Source organism: Vibrio marisflavi CECT 7928, from assembly GCF_921294215.1.
Taxonomy (GTDB): domain Bacteria; phylum Pseudomonadota; class Gammaproteobacteria; order Enterobacterales; family Vibrionaceae; genus Vibrio; species Vibrio marisflavi.
Map to the genome: position 1 here is coordinate 1,015,840 of NZ_CAKLDM010000001.1, position 22,909 is coordinate 1,038,748.

General features: G+C 42.6%; 21 protein-coding genes. 14 read left to right on the forward strand and 7 right to left on the reverse strand.

The genetic code is table 11. The features are described 5' to 3' along the window. Positions 1 to 12: 12 nt before the first annotated feature. A complete protein-coding gene (gene iolE / locus L7A31_RS04555; protein ID WP_237360317.1) occupies positions 13 to 906 on the reverse strand; it encodes a myo-inosose-2 dehydratase in 894 nt (297 codons plus the stop codon). A 512-nt stretch (positions 907 to 1,418) separates the two neighbouring features. Here iolE and L7A31_RS04560 point away from each other — a divergent pair. Further along, positions 1,419 to 2,867 carry a sugar porter family MFS transporter gene (locus tag L7A31_RS04560; protein WP_237360318.1) on the forward strand — a complete coding sequence of 483 codons (1,449 nt, stop codon included), beginning with the start codon at positions 1,419 to 1,421 and terminating at the stop codon, positions 2,865 to 2,867. Between the two features lie 89 nt (positions 2,868 to 2,956). Further along, positions 2,957 to 3,841, forward strand: a complete 885-nt coding sequence (locus L7A31_RS04565) for a LysR family transcriptional regulator (RefSeq protein ID WP_237360319.1) — start codon at positions 2,957 to 2,959, stop codon at positions 3,839 to 3,841. Between the two features lie 6 nt (positions 3,842 to 3,847). Here the strand turns inward: L7A31_RS04565 and L7A31_RS04570 are convergent, their stop codons facing one another. Then, positions 3,848 to 4,594, reverse strand: a complete 747-nt coding sequence (locus tag L7A31_RS04570; RefSeq protein WP_237360320.1) for a sulfite exporter TauE/SafE family protein — start codon at positions 4,592 to 4,594, stop codon at positions 3,848 to 3,850. Between the two features lie 206 nt (positions 4,595 to 4,800). Here L7A31_RS04570 and L7A31_RS04575 point away from each other — a divergent pair, with 206 nt between their 5' ends. The 6 genes from L7A31_RS04575 (at position 4,801) to L7A31_RS04600 (ending at position 10,386) form a co-directional block, all read left to right on the forward strand. Beyond that, on the forward strand, positions 4,801 to 5,457 hold the full coding sequence (locus tag L7A31_RS04575) for a CoA transferase subunit A (RefSeq protein ID WP_237360321.1): 657 nt from the start codon (positions 4,801 to 4,803) through the stop codon (positions 5,455 to 5,457). Then, positions 5,454 to 6,122, forward strand: a complete 669-nt coding sequence (locus L7A31_RS04580) for a 3-oxoacid CoA-transferase subunit B (RefSeq protein WP_237360322.1) — start codon at positions 5,454 to 5,456, stop codon at positions 6,120 to 6,122. Before L7A31_RS04575 ends, L7A31_RS04580 begins: the two co-directional genes overlap by 4 nt. Before the next feature lie 150 nt (positions 6,123 to 6,272). Continuing rightward, positions 6,273 to 6,725, forward strand: a complete 453-nt coding sequence (locus L7A31_RS04585) for a hypothetical protein (RefSeq protein ID WP_237360323.1) — start codon at positions 6,273 to 6,275, stop codon at positions 6,723 to 6,725. A gap of 299 nt (positions 6,726 to 7,024) precedes the next feature. Continuing rightward, positions 7,025 to 7,807 (forward strand): COG4705 family protein, encoded by a 783-nt coding sequence (locus L7A31_RS04590; RefSeq protein WP_237360324.1) that lies wholly within the window; start codon positions 7,025 to 7,027, stop codon positions 7,805 to 7,807. Positions 7,808 to 8,288: 481 nt separating this feature from the next. Next, positions 8,289 to 9,563, forward strand: a complete 1,275-nt coding sequence (locus tag L7A31_RS04595; protein WP_237360325.1) for an MFS transporter — start codon at positions 8,289 to 8,291, stop codon at positions 9,561 to 9,563. A 208-nt stretch (positions 9,564 to 9,771) separates the two neighbouring features. Then, positions 9,772 to 10,386 (forward strand): hypothetical protein, encoded by a 615-nt coding sequence (locus L7A31_RS04600; protein WP_237360326.1) that lies wholly within the window; start codon positions 9,772 to 9,774, stop codon positions 10,384 to 10,386. A 211-nt stretch (positions 10,387 to 10,597) separates the two neighbouring features. Here L7A31_RS04600 and L7A31_RS04605 read toward each other — a convergent pair whose 3' ends face one another. Continuing rightward, positions 10,598 to 10,966, reverse strand: coding sequence for an MmcQ/YjbR family DNA-binding protein (locus tag L7A31_RS04605; protein WP_237360327.1), 369 nt, complete (start codon positions 10,964 to 10,966; stop codon positions 10,598 to 10,600). Positions 10,967 to 11,272: 306 nt separating this feature from the next. Here L7A31_RS04605 and L7A31_RS04610 point away from each other — a divergent pair, with 306 nt between their 5' ends. Continuing rightward, positions 11,273 to 12,091: a nickel-binding protein gene (locus L7A31_RS04610; protein ID WP_237360328.1), complete on the forward strand. Its 819-nt coding sequence runs from the start codon at positions 11,273 to 11,275 to the stop codon at positions 12,089 to 12,091. Positions 12,092 to 12,222: 131 nt separating this feature from the next. Beyond that, entirely contained in the window at positions 12,223 to 14,223 is a 2,001-nt protein-coding gene (locus tag L7A31_RS22155) for an HD family phosphohydrolase (protein ID WP_290368739.1), read from the forward strand. 46 nt (positions 14,224 to 14,269) lie between these two features. On the opposite strand, the gene L7A31_RS04625 is transcribed toward L7A31_RS22155, so the two are convergent. Then, positions 14,270 to 15,160: a LysR family transcriptional regulator gene (locus tag L7A31_RS04625; RefSeq protein ID WP_237360329.1), complete on the reverse strand. Its 891-nt coding sequence runs from the start codon at positions 15,158 to 15,160 to the stop codon at positions 14,270 to 14,272. Positions 15,161 to 15,370: 210 nt separating this feature from the next. Between L7A31_RS04625 and L7A31_RS04630 the strand changes: the two genes are divergently transcribed. The 3 genes from L7A31_RS04630 (at position 15,371) to L7A31_RS04640 (ending at position 19,056) form a co-directional block, all read left to right on the forward strand. Beyond that, complete coding sequence (locus L7A31_RS04630) at positions 15,371 to 16,525, forward strand: S-(hydroxymethyl)glutathione dehydrogenase/class III alcohol dehydrogenase (protein WP_237360330.1); 1,155 nt, start codon at positions 15,371 to 15,373, stop codon at positions 16,523 to 16,525. A gap of 66 nt (positions 16,526 to 16,591) precedes the next feature. After that, positions 16,592 to 17,437, forward strand: coding sequence for an S-formylglutathione hydrolase (fghA, locus tag L7A31_RS04635; protein ID WP_237360331.1), 846 nt, complete (start codon positions 16,592 to 16,594; stop codon positions 17,435 to 17,437). A gap of 218 nt (positions 17,438 to 17,655) precedes the next feature. Further along, positions 17,656 to 19,056: an amidohydrolase gene (locus L7A31_RS04640; RefSeq protein ID WP_237360332.1), complete on the forward strand. Its 1,401-nt coding sequence runs from the start codon at positions 17,656 to 17,658 to the stop codon at positions 19,054 to 19,056. A gap of 42 nt (positions 19,057 to 19,098) precedes the next feature. Here the strand turns inward: L7A31_RS04640 and L7A31_RS04645 are convergent, their stop codons facing one another. Further along, the gene (locus tag L7A31_RS04645) at positions 19,099 to 20,355 is read right to left on the reverse strand and encodes a D-amino acid dehydrogenase (RefSeq protein WP_237360333.1); all 1,257 of its coding nucleotides are present in this window, start codon (positions 20,353 to 20,355) and stop codon (positions 19,099 to 19,101) included. A 101-nt stretch (positions 20,356 to 20,456) separates the two neighbouring features. On the opposite strand from L7A31_RS04645, the gene L7A31_RS04650 reads away from it, so the two are divergent. After that, positions 20,457 to 21,380: a LysR substrate-binding domain-containing protein gene (locus tag L7A31_RS04650; protein WP_237360334.1), complete on the forward strand. Its 924-nt coding sequence runs from the start codon at positions 20,457 to 20,459 to the stop codon at positions 21,378 to 21,380. Positions 21,381 to 21,434: 54 nt separating this feature from the next. On the opposite strand, the gene L7A31_RS04655 is transcribed toward L7A31_RS04650, so the two are convergent. Together L7A31_RS04655 and L7A31_RS04660 are read right to left on the reverse strand one after the other, a co-directional pair. After that, positions 21,435 to 22,469: a metal-dependent hydrolase gene (locus L7A31_RS04655; protein ID WP_237360335.1), complete on the reverse strand. Its 1,035-nt coding sequence runs from the start codon at positions 22,467 to 22,469 to the stop codon at positions 21,435 to 21,437. 199 nt (positions 22,470 to 22,668) lie between these two features. Next, entirely contained in the window at positions 22,669 to 22,896 is a 228-nt protein-coding gene (locus tag L7A31_RS04660; protein WP_237360336.1) for a hypothetical protein, read from the reverse strand. Between the last annotated feature and the right edge of the window lie 13 nt (positions 22,897 to 22,909).

Genomic DNA, 22,909 nt, shown 5'->3' on the forward strand with positions numbered 1-22,909 from the left:
GAATTCCTTTGGTTAAAGCTGATACTTTTTGGCATATTGAGTAATGTTTTGGTACGCGATTGTCGCGTATTCAAGCGGGTTCGCTTTGGCAGGATCTTGCTCAGCTTCGACCAAAAGCCAGCCTTGATAATCGCGTTCTTTAAGTGCAGCAAACACCTCGTCATAATTTACGTCACCTGTGCCCGGCACGGTAAAGACACCATCTAACACGGCATTTAAAAATGACTTGTCTTGACCGCGCGCAGATTGCATCACTTCCAATCGCAAGTCCTTAAAGTGCATGTGTCCAATGCGGTGTCCCCAACGTTTAATCATTGTTACAGGATCACCGCCACCGTATGTTATATGTCCGGTATCAAGCGTTAGATAAACATCTGGTCCAGTCATTTCCATCAACATGTTGATGTCATCTTCTGTCTCACAGATAGTGCCTACGTGGTGATGAAAAGACAGTTTGATATCGTGGTTTGAATAAAGGTAACTAGCGACTTCAGATAGTTTGCTAGCATAAGTCTTCCATTCCTCTATCGATAGCACCGGACGCTGAGATAGTGGAGTATTGATGTCACCGTGAACGGTATTACTAACCTCACCATATACCATTGCTTTACAGCCCGCCGCCTTGAGTAGGCGTATGTGAGGCTGCATTGCTTCAATTTCTTCTTGGGCTGAGAGCTTCATTAAATTGCCGCTATACCAACCTGAAGCGAGTACTAAATTATGCTTTTTCAATAGAGGAATCAGTACCTCCGGTTCTCTAGGATACTTCGTACCAAGTTCAGTGCCTGTAAAACCTGCCACTGACATCTCACTCAAACAAGTTTCTAAAGGTATTTCTCCACCTAACTCCGGCATGTCATCGTTGGTCCAGGTCAGTGGGCTGATTCCGAATTGCACCTTGCTCATTTTGATACTCCGTAATTTCTAGGTTGATATAACAATGTTGGCTTAAGGTCGTAAGAAACATTTCTCTTAACAAGTTTGCTACCTACCGCCGAGATTGAGACCAATATAATAAACCCAAACCTGAAATGAAAAATATTTTTCAAACAAAAATCATTGAACAGTATTTTTCAAAAATTGGCAGAAAGCCTATTGAAATAAGGGGTTCTATCAAATTTTAAAATTTAGTTTAATTTTTAAAATCATTAATTTTCATATAGTTAACAAAACCTCCAGTGGTGAAAAATATTTGTCATTATTTGAACTGGATAACATTTGAGCGAAAAACATCAAAATAGACCTAGCCGTAATCGAATCCAAAAACTAGGATTGAACACCGAAAATGAAAAATATTTATCATTAACAACTAAAACACTAGTGTTACCTAACTCTATTTATCCAAAACACAACAACCTTACATCTAGCTCTTTAGGTCACCGTAAAGCATGCTAGAACCATAAATAGGAGTGACAAACATGTCATCGGGCAATTCGACAGGAAAATCACAACGAAATATCGCGTACATCATAAAAATATGCTGCGTAGCTGCACTAGGCGGAATCTTATTTGGGTATGACACGGCTGTAATTTCTGGAGCAATAGGCCCCATCACTGAATACTTTTCCCTATCACCAGCCGAAACAGGTTGGGCAGTGTCAAGCGTCGTTCTTGGCAGTATTATCGGGGCGGTAAGTGCTGGTTGGTGCTCACTAAAATATGGACGTAGAAATACACTGTTCGCCGCAGCAATACTGTTTGCGATTTCCGCTGTTGGCTCCGCTCTGGCGACCACTTTTACCTTCTATACTCTATTGCGTATTGTCGGCGGCCTAGCAGTGGGTCTGGCGGCCGTCGTCTCTCCTATGTATATGTCCGAAGTCGCCCCGAGAGAGTTCCGAGGCCGAGCAGTCAGCATGTTCCAGCAGTCCGTTGTAGTAGGACAGACTGTCGTGTTTTTCGTGAACTTTCTAATCGCAAAAGGAATGACGGAAGTATGGCTAAAAGACTTGGGTTGGAGATGGATGCTTGGCTCTGAGATCATTCCAGCACTGATCTTCGGCCTGCTGCTTTTCACTATTCCAGAATCACCACGCTGGCTGGTTCTAAAAGGCAAAATTGACCAAGCACGTTTGATCCTAACTCGGATCTCCAACAGAAAACACGCAGACAACGTCATTGCGGAAATTGAAAACTCTCTCATGGCCAGCCGCGTCGTCAAAAAAAGCCAAGTTAGCCTTAAATCACCTTTGATACTTTCCATTGTGGCTATCGGTACTTTTGTTGCTGCGGCGCAGCAATTTACAGGTATCAATGTCATCATGTATTACACGCCAGAAATACTTAAACCTATTGTTGGTGGTACAGAGAATGCTCTATTCCAAACTACCTTTATTGGCGTCGTCTTTATTCTCGGTAATGCCCTAGGCATGTACTTAATCGACCGAGTTGGGCGACTACCATTGATGAAATGGGGTACGTTGGGCTGTGCACTCAGCATGACCTATATCGGTTTCGTGTTGTATAACCAATCAACAGGATATGCTGCACTGTTTGCTATTTGTTTGTACGTAGTGTCTTACGCAACATCATGGGGCTGCGCATGTTGGACCATGATTTCTGAAATATTCCCAAACAGCATTCGTTCAAGAGCAATGGCAATCGCTGTTGGCGCTCAGTGGTGTGCTGGATTTGTTGTTACACAGACCTTCCCGATTCTAAACGACAATCCAGTATTGAAAGAGCACTTCAATGGTGGCTTTAGCTTCTGGCTGTTTGCCGCACTCTCAATGATCTGTATGTACTTCGTCGTTAAGTTCGTACCGGAAACGAAGGGCGTTGCTTTAGAGGATATGGAACAGGTCATGGCGGAAAAATTAGGTCGTGTAAGCAAAGAAAACGCGACCAACAAAGCATCTGTGCAATAAATTTGATAGATATACCCCGCTGTTTTAATTAGTCGGTATAGTTATAAGCCTAAGTCTCTCACTTAGGCTTTATTACATTAGGGTTCAATATGTTAGATAAAATGGCTTTCTATGTTTATATCATCCGCTCTGGCTCCATTTCGGCGGCCGCACGCCACTTTAACTTGAGCATTTCAGCAGGAAGCCGTTGGTTACAAGAGCTCGAAAACTACTTTGGTTTTCCGCTATGTCATCGAACAAATCGCGTTATCACACCCACTCAAGCAGGCAAAACCTTATATGAACAATTCTCGCCTATCGTTGAACGCTCTGAGCAGATCACGCGTCAATTAGGTGAGTTTAACAGTATTGATAAAGGCCAGATCAACATCGCTGCGACACCCGTCTACGCGAATCACGTACTAATGGATAAGCTCTCTGATTATATTGAGCTGCACCCTGAAGTCACTTTCAACCTAAATATTACGCCTTGGGCTTTGGATCATGCAGCAGAAAACGACATGGTCATCTGCGCAAATGCGAGTTTTTCCGGCTACAAAGAAAAAGATGTACTTCTGGTAAAAAAAGAGTTGATGCAATGTCCCTTTGTTGTTGTCGCGTCGAGTAAATATCTAGATAAATACGGCACTCCTACGCAACCCCATGAGCTTGCCGAGCATAGGTGCTTGGTGGCCACAAGCTTAACGGGGAGTAACCAATGGATTTTTAGTCTCGACAACGAAGAACACATAATGAAAGTCAACAACAACATTGAAGTCAATGATACAGACCTACTGCTTAAGCTTGCGTTAAATGGTACTGGTATCGCTTATTTGCCTAGAATTTTTGCTGATAAATATATTTCAGATGGCCAGTTATCCACTCTACTCAGGAGTTACGAAACGAGCATATGGAGCCTAAATATTTTCTACCACCCGCCGAATAAATCGTCGGCAATGATTGGTCGATTTAAAGATTTTTTGCTGACTCCCTAGAGAGCTTTACGCAAGAGCATCGAAGCAAAGTTTAATGCCCGATAGAAACAAAAATAGATAACACAATTGATAGATCCGTTGCTGGTCGACTCTATGCAGCAATAACACCCCCATTTTTACCCCGAGTGGCGCTAAAGGCATCAGAATAAGTGCAGTAAGCAAATTAGTTTTGTCGAATTCACCTAGCATCGAATACGGCACTAACTTAGCGACATTGATACAAGCAAACAGTACTGCCATTGTCGCAATGAGGTTCAACTTGGCTAGCTTCAAAGGCAACAGGTAAATGCTCGCAGGCCCGCCTCCAGCATGAATTGCAGTACTTGAAAATCCACTCAGTGTGCTCCAAAGCCATGCTGAGAACTGGCTGGTCGCTTTGCTACTACTTGCCAAACTCAGCCACTGCATTAGGCAAAAACCAATTGAGAGCACACCAATGACAAGTTTGAGTGCATATTCAGGCATCACATCCATAAACACTCCCGCAAGCGCAACGCCTACCAATGCTCCAGGCAACATACGTCTTATGATTTGATAGTCTGCATTTTTATAGTGTTGCTTTACGGCAAAGCCATCCATAACCAGTAAAATGGGTAGTAGTATTGCTGCGGCTTGCGTTGGTGCGATGATTAAAGCCATCAGAGGCACGGCAATAATGCCCAATGCTCCACCTAAACCGCCTTTCCCAATACCATAAAGTAGGACCGCAGGAACTGCAGCAATATAAAACCATGGGTCAACAACTACGTTCAAGAATAAGCCCTCCCCCTTTCCAAGCACTCCAACTTAGCCTACGACCACAAACACAGCGACATTCCACATCACATATTCACTTTGCATATTCGCAAAGCGACTTTGATTTAATGGCTATAACGCCGAAACTTTTCTCTCGCTAGACTCATCTATACCCAAATTGCCTCGACTCGGGTATCTCACTCAAACTCTGCAAAGGCTGAAGCATGAATAAGTTAATTGATAAACAAAGGTTTCTAAGTTTACTTAGAGACGACATGACCATTATGGTCGGCGGCTTCATGGCAAATGGCGCACCAGAAACTCTGATAAATTTAGTCGTTAAAAGTGGCGTACAGAACATCACTCTCATTAGTACTGATACTGCAATTCCAAATAAAGGGGTGAGCAAATTAATCGCCTCTAAGCAGGTCAGCAAACTGCTCGCCTCGCACATTGGCTTAAACCCTGAAACTGGCGTGCAGATGAACCAAGGCTCTCTTGATGTAGAACTTGTTCCTCAAGGCACGTTAGCAGAAAGAATTCGCTCTGGCGGTGCTGGGCTTGGTGGTGTTTTAACGAAAACCGGCTTAGGAACTATTGTTGCAGAAGGAAAACAAACCTTAGCTATTGGTGGAGAAGAGTATTTGTTAGAACTCCCTTTAAAGGCAGATCTTGCTTTGATTCGCGGCTCAAAGATCGATAGTAAAGGAAATATTTTCTACAACAAGACTACCCGAAATTTTAACTCCTTAATGGCCACCGCTGCCGACATTGTTGTTGCAGAAGCTGAACATTTAGTCGCATTGGGTGACATTCAAGCTGAATCAGTACATACGCCGAGTTTATTTGTCGACCATATATTAGAGGGAATTATTTCATGAAGAGTGAAGCAAACAGCATCATTAGAAAAAGGATCGCGAAACGCGTAGCGAAAGAGCTGCACGATGGTGACATCGTGAACCTTGGGATTGGTCTTCCGAGTTTGGTAGCAGATGAAGTCAATAACAATATTGAAGTACTATTTCACGCCGAAAATGGACTAATGGGCATTGATTCTCTTGCTAGCCTAGAGCTAGCAGACCCAGATCTCATCAACGCTGGCGCGCAACATATCAGCGCTGTACAAGGGGCCAGTTACTTCGACAGCGCAGACTCTTTTGCCATTATTCGAGGTGGGCACGTCGACGTATCCGTCTTGGGAGCACTAGAAGTGGATGAACATGGCAACTTAGCCAGCTGGATAATCCCGGGAAAAATGGTCCCTGGAATGGGAGGTGCGATGGACCTTGTTGTCGGTGCCAAGAAAGTGATCGTGGCAATGGAGCACACTAACAAGGGCAAGCCAAAACTGCTTAAACAATGCACTTTGCCCTTAACCGCAGTTAATCAAGTGAACTTAATCGTCACCGAGCTGGGTGTATTTGAGGTTACCCCGAGTGGGCTTTTGATGAAAGAAATCGCTGAAGGCATCTCCATTGACGAAGTACAAGATAAAACCGAAGCCAGTATCCTAGTCGATAGGAAAACACTCAAAATATTTTCATAATATCAAAGCGATAGCTTCAACCACTTCGTTAATTAAGGTGTTCACCTGAGTTAAGCCCACCCCTACAAGTGCTATATTTTTGGCCAACTCTTATCCAACCATCAAGATAATTAAACGCTTGATGGTGACGAGTAAAGCGAAGGGAGCAAGGTGAAAAGACATCAATTTTACATATTAGGTCTAGTTATCGCACTGGTTTGCACTTCTGATGTGCTTGCCGCACAAACGGTTGCCGGAGTAGAGTTCAAAGTAGTGGATAAACACGAAAATATTATCTGCGATTTGTTTGTTCCTACTAGTCAAGACTCCTTCATGTATGGCAGTTATATTCGCTTTGAAACACAACGTCCCTCGATGAACGTTCGTCCAACAGACAGAAAATTAACCAAAGGTTACGAGTTTATTTTGTCCAATGATACTAATCGGCTAGACGTATATGAATACACTTCCGTCCCCTCGACTTGTTCTACAAATCATTCAAGTTGTGCTTATTCCGGAATGCATCAGGGCTTTACTCACTATGTCTTTCCAGAGACATTGATTCATAAATCACACCATTTTCGATTAGAAAACGGAAAACGATTGGAAGTCACACCTTACTGAATATTAGAGTTAACTGTACGGCCATAGCTAACACATTAACCTGTGGTCGAGCTGTTTCTTGAGCTGTGACAAATAGCTGTGTAAGAAGTGAGTAAGGTTTTAGTTAAGCCAACTTCATAACTACCACGAACACTCAGCAATATCTTTCAGAAAGATCCAACATAGTTACAATAAAACATAGACTTAGCTAGTAGTTGGGGGTGACTTCATTAAATACAGGTCAACTCAGATGCTATACAATTTTTTCACGAAAAATCTCCTATACAGACAAGACTCATCGATTAACGAAGTCTTAAATTGTGAAGAATCATACCGCATCAAAGCCCTTAAATAAGGTCGCAAACATAACGATATTCTTTTGGATTATCAAAATCATTTCTACAACTGCAGGAGAATCAACCTCCGATTTCTTAGGAGAGCACTTAGGCACTGCTACTTTCATCACACTATTTCTTTTACTTGCTGGCCTGATTGCCTCCGTTTTCATTCAAATCCGCTACAAACGCTACGTGCCATGGATGTACTGGACTGTCATCGTTCTAATCGCAGTTTTTGGGACAATGCTTGCTGACACTATTCACTTTGTCGGCGTGCCGTTTATCCTTACAACATCTGGCTTTCTCGTTCTTCTTCTTGCAGCCCTAGCCATTTGGCATCGCAGCGAAAACTCTTTGGATATGCACACAATAAATACGCCCAGAAGAGAAATTTTCTATTGGGCAGTGATATTTTTAACATTTTGCTTTGGAACAGCAGCAGGAGACTGGGTAGCAAATGGACTCCATCTCGGCTTTTTAGATGCTGCCATATTTTTTGGCGTTGCAATGTTGGCCATACCAGCGGTTTTATACGCTCTGGGAGTAAACAGTATCGCTCTGTTCTGGATTAGCTACATACTAACCCGGCCATTTGGCGCAGCTGGCGCTGATTTGCTTGGGAAACCTACTAAGATAGGTGGTTTTGGTTTAGGAGATGGAACAACAAGCGTGATATCACTCATAGCTATCGTAGTATTGGTTGCACTTCTTACCGTCGCTGATCGCCAAGAGATGCGAAAAGAAGAGCATGTTTACAATCAATGACGTAATAAAACTAAAACGGCCGAGTTACCTCGGCCGGCACATCTAGCAGCAAAAATAACCTTTGACTAAATGCGTAGCTAAACTAAAAGCCAATCTAACTCTAGCATCGAGAATACTAACTAAGTCCAAACAAATTTAAGTTATATTTAGGGCCTAAAAAAGGTACGTCACACTACCCATTTTCATCTTATCTATAACAACACCAACAATCACCACTACCTATTATGTGCAAATTTAAAATAACACAAACAAATAAAACTAGTTTGTTATAGTCACGATGCATTAAAAATAGAAATTTAAACTTAAGACTCATAACTAAATTTAATATTGTTAACACAAACGCCTCCAAATATAGCCTTCGACAAAAACATAATCCAGGTTAATAATCCAACCCAGAAAGTTCTATTTTTAATAGAATAATTAAGAAGTTAGATTAATTTCTAGCGTAACTAAAGAATAAGATATTGGTAATTATTTAATTATGGTAAACAAATCTAGTAAGGTTATTTTCTTTGCAAGCTTAGGTGGGGTATTGGAGCTATATGACTTCATAATATATGCATTGCTTTCCAGTTACTTAAGTTATAACTTCTTTCCAATCGATAATAAAAACATCTCACTAACTCTAACCTTAGCCACCTTTGCAATTGGATATGTAATTCGACCTTTAAGTGGTCTGATATTCGGGCATCAAGGGGACAGTATTGGTCGCAAAAAGCCTTTTACTTTAACTGTATTGATGATGGCATTGTCAACGTTGCTAATTGGTTTTCTCCCGACATATCATCAGGTGGGCATGCTCGCACCTTTAGCACTGATTGGCTTGAGAGTTTTTCAGGGGTTTTCTGTTGGTGGAGAGATACCTGGCGGTATTACCTACCTGTCTGAGATAGCACCCAAAAATAAGTCGACCGTTTGTTCGCTATTATTCTTTTGCTTGGTTGGTGGTACCGTACTAGGTTTGTGTACAAATTTGATTTTGCATAGTATCTACACGACTACACAAATAAATGCGTTTGCATGGAGAATCCCATTTATCTTTGGTGGTATTCTTGGGCTAATTAGTTTCATTATTAGAAAACACTTAGTGGAATCTCCTGTTTTTGAAAGTATGCTCAAAGAGAAAACTAGCTTTGAAACTAAAATGCCACTCAAGCAGTTATTCAAAAGCTCTCCAAGAGAAGTAGTCGCTGGACTCTTTCTGACGTGTTCAGGAGCGAGTTCCGTCGTTGTGTTTTTCCTATTACTACCAACATTCCTAGGACAACTGCAAAATTATCCTACCGACTACATTTTAAATAGTTCGACATTAGGGCTGACCGGTTGTTGCGCTACTATTGTGCTGTTTGGCTACTTAGTGGATCGTTTCAATATGCCATTAAAATTATGTTTTGGAATCACCTGCCTAGCAACTATCTTTATTTCTATTTATGTTTTTCAGCTATTTGAGTACAAAGTACCAAACCTTCTATTGCCTATGGTTCTAAGCGCTATCAGTGCGGGCCTCTTTTCCTCGCTTATACCGACAATATTGTCCATCCTTTTCCCTGCTAATGTTCGATATTCAGGTATTGCTTTCGTTTACAACATATCGATGGCAACCGTTGGTGGCTTGGCTCCTGTCATTTCGCTGAGTTTAATCAGAACAACTCATTCCGTTATGGCTCCGGGATACTATCAGGCTGTTCTCGCTACACTTGGTTTCGTTGGCTTATGGATGCTAAAAGATCGACGTCTAGAGCTCAAATCCAAATAGCATCAGCTCTGACTGAGCAATAATCAAATTGCTCGTTTCTAACAGCTCAGCACCTGAGCTGTTAGACCTAAACTTGTCTTACTCACATACGCTAAAACCCTACCTGATCAAATTTTTTATGTGTCTCCTTTGATACTCTGGCTACGGATGGACTACCTAGTCTGCCAAATTCGAATCAATAGGTGTATAGCACTTTTGGGGAGGGTATATGACAATTAACATAGAGCACTTGCTTGATAGAATCTCACAAAAAACATACGAATTAGACGCTTATCGAGACCATTTGATTAAGGAGTCTGTGTGTTGTCTGAGAGTTACCGCTGACAACTTGGTAAAAGCGGCGCTTCAAGCGCAACCAAATATTGTCTCTCGCCTAGGTGTTGATGGTTTAAAACCCTTAAAAGAAGAGTTCAAATTAATCATGTCGTCGCTAGGCTCGCAGGCACACCAAGTATTAGAGGATGATGAACTTTGGGAGTATAAACAGGAGGTCTCATTAGATACGGTAGACAAGCTGAAATCTAAAGGCTTTCCCGTGGTAAACGGACACCTTCCGAAGCCGTTCATAGAAGCATTGCAACTACTTTTATCTCCTATAGGCGCGTGGCTGAATGCACACGACCTAGCCTCGAAAGGAGACTGGCTTATTGCAAATAGCTACTACCACTTTCAAGGCCCAATGCCTATTACCGCGTCAATGTTAGAATCTGCAGAAGAGTTTTCTACAAGGCATCAAGAATATGACCAACTTATTGAAGAGTTCATAGGCTTACAAAACGGGCAAGAACAAAACTCAGTGTTGGACTTATGGGATAGCATTTAATCAAATTGGAACATCTACTAGATCGTATGTGCTTTTGCACCAGCAAGTTTATGCGCAGTGGTGATACTGAGTTTCGACATAGAATTACATGTGTCGATCACTAAACTATTTGCGCTTGGTGCTCTAGCCAAAGACGTTCTATAAGTTGGTGGGCATTATGCTACCAAGAACGTCTTCCAAACTACTCATACCGAGACCAATATAGCCACATTTAGTCATCCTGATTCAGTCCCAGTTCTTTTCGCTTCTTCTTAGTTAACCCCAACGAGACAATCCGGTACGATTCCCTTATATAGTATTCAAGATCTTCGTTTTCCGAGTCATTCGCTGCAAAATACTGTATCCATTTCATGCCTCTCGTAGCTAAATAAGGCGCAGGTTTATAACCGAGTTTATCTTCTAAGAAATAATAGTTTTGCTCTGAGGTTTTAAAAGTAAAAGCGGGCTTATCAGCCTCACCCCAGCCGCCTATCGCAAAGACTTTTCCTCCGACTTTCCATACATGTGAACCACCCCATTGAACAACATAAGTGGTCGCTGGAAGGCTTTGGCAAAACGCGTTGAACTCTTCGTATGTCATTGTGATACCTTGCTAACCTTCACGCCATTCGATATAAGCTTGTATAACTGATTACATCGTGTAAGTCGAGCAGCCAAGCATGCATAGAACATTTCTCTCAAACGATACCGCTCACAGCTCAAACAAGTTTTAGGAATATACAGCGAACTCGATATGAATTTTAGCACGCGATGTATTAGCTTGATTAGCCCGTAGGGTGAAAGAATTAGTTCGAAATGGAGCGTTTTCGATTCAGCTAAATTGCCTCACTAACATATCGCTTGTGCTATTTTTAATTGAACAGTTTGCTTATGAGAGTTCGTTATCATGCCTCTATTTATGGATCGCCACTTTTCTGAGAACCCTACGCGAGAAGCGATCGAGTTAGCACACCAGAAGGACTTAGATATTCAGGAGAAATATGGCGTTAAATTCGTAACTTATTGGTTTGATGAAACGAGAGGCACTACTTTTTGCTTAGTGGAAGCAGAAAGCGAATCTGTCATTAAGAGAGTCCACGAAGAAGCACATGGCGATATACCTGGTGAAATCATTCCTGTTGACCCAGAAACAGTGAAATTATTCTTGGGTCGAATTGAAGATCCTGTCCCCTCACGACAGCACCCAGAGCCCGCACAAATAGATAGTGCTTTTCGTATTATCATGTTTACCGATCTCGCAGGCTCCACTGCAATGACTACCGAATTAGGCGACAAGAAATCAATGCACTTATTGCGCATTCATAACGTTATCACACGCAATGCAATTAAAGCGCACGATGGTCGAGAGATTAAACACACAGGTGATGGGTTTATGGTCTCCTTTACCTCTGCAGATAACGCGGTTAAATGCGCTATCAGCATTCAGCACGCGTTCAATGAGCACAATCTCAATAACCCCGAGCAATCCATGCATGTTCGTATTGGCTTAAGTGCAGGCGAACCCGTTGAGGAAAACAATGATCTGTTTGGCACTTCAGTTCAAATGGCGTCACGAGTGTGTGATGCAACTGAGGCCGATCAAATATTGGTTGTAGAGTTGGTTAAACAAAACTGTTCCAACAAGCAGTTTCAGTTTCGCGAATTTGGCGAAAAAGCATTTAAAGGATTCAATGAACCCACTAAGGTTTATCAGGTGATTGAATAGCCGATAACTCTTGAGTTCTTATTTCTTCTTCATTATTCATTGAGGAATTGCTTTTGGTGCGTTGCCATTTTTGGAGTTAAGCAAAGCCATTTAACCTGAACTATTCTAAAAAGGTTCAAATGGGAGTCGCCATGACGTTAACCGATGATAAGAAATCACTTGGAAAACTACTGATAGCGCACGGCCGTACATTTTCTGCAACAAGTATGCGGCAAGCGTTGACCCGCCAGCAGTTGCGTTGTGTCGAAGTAAGTAATGAGCAAGAAGTTATTGAGCTAACACCTAGCGTACTTATCTTAGACCAACAGCTACTAGAATCTATAACGATCACAACCATCAAAGAGTGGCGTAGCAAGCAGTTTTTAATCGTTATTGCCGAACAGCACCTTTCGGTAGATGCCGACCTATACGTACCTACAGGTTTCAATCAAAGAATTACCCTCAAACATATTGAATCTGCATTACTAATACATACTCAACAATCTCAGCAACAAGAGCTAAAACAACTGCTGAATGATAAATCTAATAGCTTAACCCGGCTTACTGAGATTGGCATTGCACTTTCGGCTGAGAAAAGTTTAAGTGCCTTGTTGAACAGGATATTAGACGAAGGAAGGAAACTGGCTGTATGCGATGCGGCCTCTCTGTTTTTAATTGACAATGAAAACAAAGAAAATCGTCATCTAGTTCTAAAACTAACCCAGAACGCTTCCATTCGCTTTGATTTTGAGGAAAAACGCTTTGATCTCAATGACAGCAGTATTTCTGGGTATGTGGCGACTCATGGTCACGAAGTGAATATCAACGATGTCTATGACATCCAAGGCAAACCCTACCAATTTAACCCAATATTTGATCATTTAACGGGCTATCGATGCCAATCGTTGCTTGCACTCCCGATATTCAATTATCAGCAAGAGATTATTGGTGTTTTACAGTTTATTAATCATACTAAACAAGCGGGTGTTCGCCTGATCTCTCACGCATTAACCAAAGAAAATGTCATTCCGTTCGACAAAGAGATCTGTCCGTTGTTACGTGCACTAGCGAGTCAGTCAGCAATTGCTATCGAAAATAGACGCTTAATAGAGAGCATACATCGCCTATTTGAAGGCTTTGTTCAAGCCTCTGTTACCGCCATTGAACAGCGAGATCCAACCACCAGTGGTCACTCGTTCCGTGTCGCTGATCTCTCAATTGCTCTAGCCAAGTGTTTAGCAAACTCTAACCTTAAGCAATATCAGCGGTTAAGCAAAAAGGACCTGCGCCAGCTAAGATACGCGGCATTGCTCCATGATTTTGGCAAAGTAGGCGTTAAAGAGTCCGTGTTAACCAAAGCTAAAAAGCTCACTGATCATCAATTAGATATTATTAAGTATCGTATTCGGCTTACTCAGCAAACGCTACTTCGTCAACGAGCGGAGGTTGAGCTGAAACTGTTTACCGACATACCTGATTCAAACGCGCACTCTACACTGAAACAACAAGAGAATATCCAGCAACAAATAGCGCAGCTAGAGCAGTTCTGGCTAGATATTGTCGAAGCGAATGAACCCTCTGTTTTACCTGAATCTGCCTCAAAAAAACTGCAACAGATCCACGCATATCAGGCTGCTGATGACAATGGTATACTAAGCCCTCTTATCAATGTAGATGAGCTTCAGGCACTATCGATCCCTAAAGGAAGCCTGACATCAACTGAAATGGAAGAAATACGCTCTCATGTGACTCATACAGAAGCGTTCTTAAAACAGATCCCTTGGACTCAAGAACTGCAAGATATACCCAATATAGCAGGCGCACATCACGAAAAAATAGATGGCAGCGGCTACCCAAGAGGGTTAACCGGTCAACAGATTCCGTTGGCTTCGCAAATAATGACGGTGTGTGACATCTATGACGCGCTCACTGCATCCGATAGACCATACAAAAATGCACTACCTAATGACGTTGCCTTTAAGATTTTGCTCAATGAAGCCGAAAAAGGTCAGTTAAATAGAGACTTGGTTACATTGTTTATCGACTCAAAAGTCTACCTAACAATCAAGAATAAGCAGTATAACAATAGCTCTAATGGATGTGGGAACTTCCACCATCATGTCTGTGACTTTGACTTACTAGACAACAACTAAAAGTGACTATTCCAGCCTTAGAAAAAAGCTTTGGTGCCCAATAAAATCAGAAACTTCCCTTGCGCACAGAGCTAAGCTTTTCAGAGAGAAAATCAATCAACAAACGCACTTTCGGTGATAAGTTTCTATTGTGTGAATATAGCGCCCATATACCTTCTCTTTCATCACGATAATCACTCAACACCTCTACCAATTCCCCTGAATCCAAGGCTTTCTTCACATAGTAATCTGGCAATTGGACTAGCCCTAACCCACGTACGGAAGCATTTAATAGTGCAAAGCCTGAATTACAATGTATTCGGCCAGATACCTTTAAAGTTTTGACATTCTTATTGTCTAAAAAACGCCATTGTTCACTAGAGCCAACTAAACAGTTGTGCCTGTTTAACTCAGAAAGAGTATGTGGCGTCCCATATTTTTCAAGATAGCTAGGCGCCGCACACACGTACAGTTGCCTCGTCGACAGCCTTTTTGCGATTAGACTGGAATCCGCCAACCTCCCCATGCGAATAGCAATATCCACTCCTGTATCTATCAGATCCACTTTTAAATTAGTGAGGTTCAAATCCAAATCAACTTGAGGATACATTTCCAAAAATTCGTTGAGCAGCGGTGCGATATGTGATTCACCGTAGGCCACAGGAGCTGTGATTTTTAGTAACCCCTTTGGTGTGGCTTGCATTTGTGTAACAGCTAACTCTGCTGTTTCTAACCCTTCGACTAAGTTTCGGCAGTGCATGTAATATAACTGCCCTGCCTCGGTCACGGATACTTTTCTGGTAGTCCTTACTAGCAGCTTTATTGCCAACCTTTCTTCTAATGCGGAAACTCGTCTACTTATCTGAGCGACAGACGTTTTCATCTTTTTTGCAGCTGCAGTAAACGAATGGCTATCAACAACAGCAACAAATTCTGAAACACCTTCCCAATGATTCATCACAATACTCTTTTATTTAGAGCGAATTGACCTTCTGCCACACGCCCTAGTTCATCCAAGTTTAATTATTACATATTTGTAATAGTTATTTTCAAAATACATGGATTATCAAAATTACGGAAGTAATTAAAATAACACTCAATCGAAATCCGTGTGCTCTTAATTGTTGTTACATGGCGTTATTGTATTTTGAAGATAAAGGAATTCAGCATGTCACTTAATATCAAACCAGGCCAAGAGTATATAAAGTCCAAAGCTGCTGTCGCATGGGCACCCGGTGAACCGTTGAAAATGGAGGAAGTTGATGTTCAGCTTCCTAAGAAAGGCGAAGTGTTGGTCCGCATCATTGCCACCGGTGTTTGTCATACCGACGCATTTACTCTTTCTGGCGATGATCCTGAAGGCATTTTCCCATCAATATTGGGACATGAAGGTGGGGGTATCGTAGAAATGGTAGGAGAAGGTGTAACTAGTGTTGAAGTGGGGGACCATGTTATCCCGCTATACACTGCTGAATGTGGCAAATGCAAATATTGTCTATCAGGTAAAACTAACCTATGCCAAGCCGTACGTGAAACACAAGGTAAAGGTCTAATGCCAGATGGAACCACTCGTTTCTATATTGATGGCCAACCTATCTATCACTATATGGGCTGCTCAACATTTTCAGAGTACACAGTGCTACCTGAAATATCTCTTGCGAAAGTGAACAAAGACGCACCATTGGAAGAAGTATGTTTGCTAGGCTGCGGCGTAACAACAGGCATGGGTGCAGTGCTCAATACTGCAAAGGTAAAACAAGGTGACACAGTCGCAATATTTGGCCTTGGCGGTATCGGATTATCGGCAATCATTGGAGCTCGTATGGCAGGAGCAAGCCGTATCATTGGTGTCGATATCAATGAGAGCAAATTCGAACTTGCTCAGCAGCTTGGCGCAACAGATGTGATCAACCCACAATCGTTCGACAAACCAATACAAGAAGTTATCGTGGAAATGACCGATGGTGGTGTCGACTATTCATTTGAATGCATCGGCAATGTAAACGTCATGCGTCAGGCACTTGAGTGCTGCCACAAAGGATGGGGAGAGTCCGTCATCATTGGTGTTGCCGGTGCTGGACAAGAAATCTCTACTCGTCCATTCCAGCTCGTGACGGGCAGAGTATGGCGCGGTAGTGCATTTGGCGGAGTAAAAGGACGCTCCGAACTACCTGAAATTGTTGAACGCTACATGGCAGGCGAATTTGGTTTGCAGGAGTTTATTACTCACACTATGGGTCTCGATGACATCAACCAAGCGTTTGACTTAATGCACGAAGGCAAAAGTATTCGTACCGTAATACATATGGACCATTCGTCATAAAACAATAACCATGACCACTGTGCTCATAACCACGCAGTGGTCATTCTTTCGCGTAAGAGGCACATCATGACAATTCAAAATGTTGGTCAGAACAAAGTCGCAGGTGGGTGGCATAAACAATATACCCATCACTCATATACTCTTGGCTGCAACATGCGTTTCGCTATCTTTTTGCCGAAAACAGCGTCCAATACGCACTCCGTACCTGTTTTATATTGGTTATCAGGGCTGACCTGCACCGATGAAAACTTTATGCAAAAGGCAGGCGCTTTCAAGAAAGCAAACGAGTTGGGAATCGCTATTGTTGCCTGTGATACAAGCCCACGTGGGGATGGGGTTGCAGATGCTGACCAATATGACTTGGGCAAGGGAGCGGGCTTTTATGTCGATGCAACCAAGCAACCTTGGTCGCAGCACTATCAAATGTACTCATACGTTTCTCAAGAGTTGCCACAACTCGTTGAAAAGCATTTCCCTGTTTCTCGGGTGAAATCAATTGCAGGACATAGCATGGGTGGACACGGAGCGTTAGTTATTGGCCTCAACAATCCTGAACAGTTTGTTTCCATTTCGGCCTTTAGTCCCATTAGTAACCCGATAAAAAGCCCATGGGGCAAGAAAGCACTTACCGAGTATCTAGGAAGTGATATTGAAACATGGAAAATGTACGATGCGTGCGAACTTCTTCAAAGCAAATCGTTTGATCTGCCTATCTTGGTTGATCAAGGCGATGCTGATGAGTTTTTGATGGAGCAGCTTAAACCAGAACAACTACTCAAAGCGGCTTCGAGCAAAAATTCAAAGTTGGAATTGCGAATGCAGCATGGTTACGACCATAGTTATTTCTTCATCTCAAGCTTTATAGAGGAACACTTAGAGTTTCACTATAAGCACATGAGCCAAGCGTCGTAATAGATAGTGAGCGATTTTGGGGTTACTAGGAGAGCGAGCAATAAACGGCAGTGTTAACCCCCGAGCACATTGACATTTCTCAAGCCACTAATATTTTCTAACAATATCATCCGTATTTATATCGGTGGTGAAGTTGAAAGAAAACATGGCTAACCGTTTCCAATTGATACTTAGGTTACTATCCGCTGTAGGCAAAGATAATACATTGGATAGTAACTATGAAAATCAAACAAGCCATACTCGCATCAACAATTTTAGGCATGAGCTCCGTGGCCTATGCCACGCAAAATGTCGACCTCATGATCACGGATGCGATGGTTCTAACTATGGATGAAGACAAAACTGTGTATGAAAATGGCACTGTTGTTGTAGACCAGAACAAGATCATAGCTGTTGGCGATAGTGAATTGGCTAAACAATACCAGGCTAAGCAAGTACTTGATGTTGATGGTGACATCGTAATGCCCGGCCTTATCAATACTCATACTCATGTTTCCATGTCTGTTTTTCGTTCGTTAGCTGATGACGTACCCGACCGACTCCACCGCTATATTTTCCCGCTAGAGTCTAAGTTAGTGTCTCGCGACATGGTTCGAGTAGGCGCAAACTTAGGTAACGTTGAAATGGTCAAAGTCGGCGTTACAACCTACGCAGACATGTATTATTTTGAAGATGAAGTTGCAAAAACAGTCGACAAGATTGGCATGCGCGCTGTCCTTGGTGAAACCGTGATTAAATTTCCTGTCGCTGATGCAGAAAATGCTGACGAAGGGATCAAATACGCTCTTAACTTTATAGAAGAATACAAAGACCATCCGAGAATTACTCCAGCTTTTGCTCCTCATGCCCCGTATACCAATACAACCGAGACACTTCAAAAAATCGCTAAGCTTTCGCTGGAGCATGATGTTCCAGTAATGATTCATTTGGCCGAGTCCCACAGAGAAGAGGAAAAAATTGCACAGCGCGCGGAAGGTATGTCGCCAGTTGAGTACATGGATAGCATTGGCGCGCTCAATAAAAATTTAGTAGGTGCTCATATGATCTTAGTTGACGAGCACGATATTGAGCTAGTTAAAAAGTCCGGCATGGGTGTGGCTCATAACATGAGCGCAAATATCAAGTCTGCGAAAGGCGTGTCGCCTGCTCTTAAGATGTATGACGAAGACATTCGAATTGGTTTGGGCACTGATGGCCCAATGTCTGGCAATACTTTAAGCACGATTGATGAATTCAACCAAGTCGCTAAAGTACACAAGCTAGTCAACCATGATCGCGCAGCAATGCCTCCACTGAAAGTTATTGATATGGCGACTATGGGAGCGGCAAGAGCACTTCATATGGAAGACACAATTGGCTCTCTTGAAACGGGTAAACTCGCCGATATTATTGTAATCGACACCAAAGCGCCGAATATGGTTCCAATTTATAACCCATATTCCGCCCTAGTCTACTCAGCAAATTCAGCAAATGTCCGCCATAGCATCGTGGATGGGAGAGTCATAATGAAAGACCGTAATATGCTGACCGTCAATGAAGCCGAAATCCTCAAAGAAGCGCAGGCATTCACCAAAGTCGTACGTGAAACAGTGCTTAAATCTGGAGAAAAAGTGCAGTAATTTCTTAAAGCCAGAAATCAGTACAATTTGCTCTGTTAAAGCTTAGCCGCTATATCTGTGAATACTGAGATCTTGATGTTCAATCCTGGGGCGCTTATTGCTGACAAGATCCGCGATAAGTTGCCCTGAGCCACAGGCCATTGTCCAACCTAAAGTGCCGTGACCAGTATTGGTAAGCAAGTTTTTAATCGGCGTCGGCCCAATGACTGGCGTGCCATCTGGGGTCATAGGTCGTAAGCCAGTCCAATATTCAGCCTTTGCAAAATTGCCAACATCAGGGAATAAGTCTTTCACTACGCGATTGATTGTAGCGGTTCTCTTCTCCGGAACGGACAGATCAAAATCAGCAAGTTCAGCCGTACCTGCCACTCGTATGCGGTCATCAAATCGTGTAATGGCGACTTTATAAGTTTCATCCATCACCGTAGACACTGGCGCATGTTCTGAACGTGAGATAGGCAAAGTCAGAGAATAACCTTTTACCGGATACGTCGGCAAACTGATACCCAGTGGAGCAAGCAACTTTGCAGAATAACTCCCACAAGCAACAACATAGCGATCGGCTTGCAATGATCCGAGACTGGTTTCAACTGATTCAATGGTGCCATTTCGACAAGTCAGCGAGTGAATATCCGTATTGAAATAAAAATTAACCCCTGCTTGTTTTGCAAGCTGCGAGAGTTGCTGACAGAAAAGGTAGCAGTCACCTGTTTCATCATTCGGCAAATACAGCCCACCGACAAGCTTATCTTGTACCTGCTTGAGTGCTGGCTCCTTTTCAATACATCCAGCAGTATCTAGCAACTCAAACTCAGTATTGCTCTGTTTTAGCACAACCATGTCTTTTTCAATCGCAGCAAGCTGTTTAGTATTTCTAAAAACTTGTAACGTCCCCAATCGTCGACCTTGATATTGGATTCCAGTATTTGAACGAAGCTCAGTTAAACAAGATCGGCTATGATTGGCTAAGCGCAGCATTCTCGATTTATTTACTTGATAATGAGATGAACGACAATTAAGTAGCATCTTGCTTGCCCAAGACATCATCGCTGGGGAGAGAGTCGGTTTGATTTTGAAGGGTACATGTTCTTCGAGCAGCCATTGTGCCGCTTTGAGTGGAATACCCGGAGCAGCCCAAGGTGATGAATATCCGTAAGATATTTGCCCAGCATTGGCAAAACTTGTTTCTTTTCCGCACTCAGATTGGCGATCAATCACGGTTACATCGTGCCCTTGCTCGCGGAGATACCATGCACTAGTGAGTCCAATGACTCCCCCACCCAATACAATAATTTTCATTGCAAATCCTTCCTGTTACTCGCACATACGATATGTATTTTACAAAGCGCTAACAATCGATAAGAATTAGTCACAGGGTATAGAATTTCTATAGGCTTACAATGAAACATCTCAAAAATAATATGGCAGCAGCGCTAATGACGTTTGTGGAAGTCGGTAAGCGTGGTAGCTTAACAGGCGCGGCCAAGGCAAAATGTTTAACCACTGGAGCGATTAGCCAACAACTGATCCAGCTTGAGTCCAATATCGGCGTACAATTAGTCGAAAGACATTCGCGTGGCGTGACGCTAACCGAGGCCGGACAACTTCTCCATCGAATCACATCGTCAAGTTTTCAAGATATTGATACCGCTTTAGCAAGTTTACAGATGCGTTCTGTTGACTCTTCAGAGATAAAGCTCAAGCTCACCCCTTCTTTTGCGTTTAAATGGCTGGTACCACGGCTCGAAGATTTCCATCGTCGATACCCTGACATTCAAGTTCAAACTCATGCAGAAGGTGGTTTAGTTGATCATAATTCTCAGGACTTTGACTTCACGATTGATTATGGGCCCATACCTTATCGTGCCCACGATGCTGAATTACTTATAGAAGAAACGTTGATCCCAGTGATGAGCTCATCTTATTTAGACAAATATGCATGGCTCAATGAGAAGGATATGAAATCTAGCCACTGGTCTGATTTAACCTTATTACATGATGCTCAACCTTGGTCTGGAGCATTGAGACATCATGAATGGGCCTATTGGGCAAAAATAAATGGTCTCGATGTTCCCTTCAATAAAGGCCATTTCTTTAATCGAACCGATATGGCGATGGCAGCGGCTGAAGCAGGCGTTGGGATTGCCTTAGCTAGACAAGCTTTGATTCAAGACGAATTGATGAGTGGGAGATTGATGGCACCACTTCCAGCCGTGAGTGCAAAGGCTGGCTATTTCCTGCTGTCTCATAGTAACTCTCCTGCAGGCGAACACTTTGTTCAGTGGATACGTGAGCAAGTTTCCAAGACCACCTTGCAGCCGTAAACATGCTCTCATTTAAAGCATACGGTGTATATTGCGTAGCCACCTTCAAGAAGGTTAATCCACTGAACTCTGCTTCTGAGCAAGCTGTTCAACTCCGAATAGCATGTCCAAGAAGGCTTGTCGGGACGCTGGACTACTATCTCGATGTGTTTCATATCCCACGTGAACATCAACAGCGGCTGATGACGATAACTTGATGCTCCATAAAGCATTAAGCTGGTTAGGAACTATCGAATATCTCACGTCGATGATACGCAAATCATCGGCAGGATCTTGCGCTATATACCCATTGGAAAAGTGCCGAAAACGCTCAATGTCTTTGGTTTGTTGTGAGTTGGCAGCAAGCCACGGCAAGTCTCGACTAACATCTAACTTACTGATGGACTCTCCGGGGTATAGTTTTACGACTCTTCCCACTCTCACAGCGTCAATATGGTAGTGGTTTTCTGTCTCGTAAATCAGTTTCCAAACCAAAATATTCGCAAAGCTTGGTTTAGCTTCTAGCCGCATAGGTACATGCTGCCTTTCATTCGCGAGCTGCCAACCAGCTTCTATAGTCCTATCTCTTTGTATCATACCTATCGTCGGATAAGTTATGGCCCACAAAATTGCAAAACGAGCAAACCAAGAATTTCGTTTCAGTGTGGCAAATGCCAACAGGATCAATATAGGGAGTGTGTAAGCAGGATCTATCGCTGAGATGGTATTCCAAGCAAAACGTTCGTTGGTGAATGGCCAAAGCAGCTGAGTACCATATGAAGTGCAAGCGTCCAAAAGCGCATGTGTACCATACCCGAGAGCGCTATAGAGCCAGCTCTGCTTAAACGTGAGGCCTTGCCTTTTTCCAATCAGTTGATGCAAAAAAACAGCGCAAAGAAAACTACCTATTGGGATAAAAAATAGAGAATGAGTGAATTGTCGATGGAACTCTAAAAACAGTAATGGATCGCTCTCAGATCGAATCAATACATCCAAATCCGGAGCCATTCCAGCTAGGAGCCCGAAAAGCCCTGCAATCACCAAGTGCTGTTTTTTGCTCACCGATTGTGACAAAGAAGCGCCCAGCACACCTTGCGTTAATGGGTCCATAATTAACTCATTGATAGCACATAATTTATATAGTAGACGATAGGCTTCTATCCACCATCAATTCGATGCAAAGAAAACACAATTTAGCCCTCAAAATGAAAAGCCTAGCTTGGTGTATTAATCCAAGCTAGGTCTGAGAATTGTTTCGAGGGCTACAGAGGTACAGAGCACTGTTGAGATAATGCGGTACCGTTAGCGATTAGCTAATCGTAAGCTGTGCCCACTTTCCTTTCCGAGATATTTTTAAAAAGTCATCACTTAAACGCAAGTTTTTTAATGAGGAATAAACTACATCCTCGTCAATTCTTGCTATATCAGATAGTTCCTTAAAACTAACAATATTCTCTTCTTCATGTAAGTGTTTAAATATTTTATAGTTTCTGCTATTTAATCGATAAGAAGCGATTGTTTCACCATTCTTACTCACACGGCAAACTCCT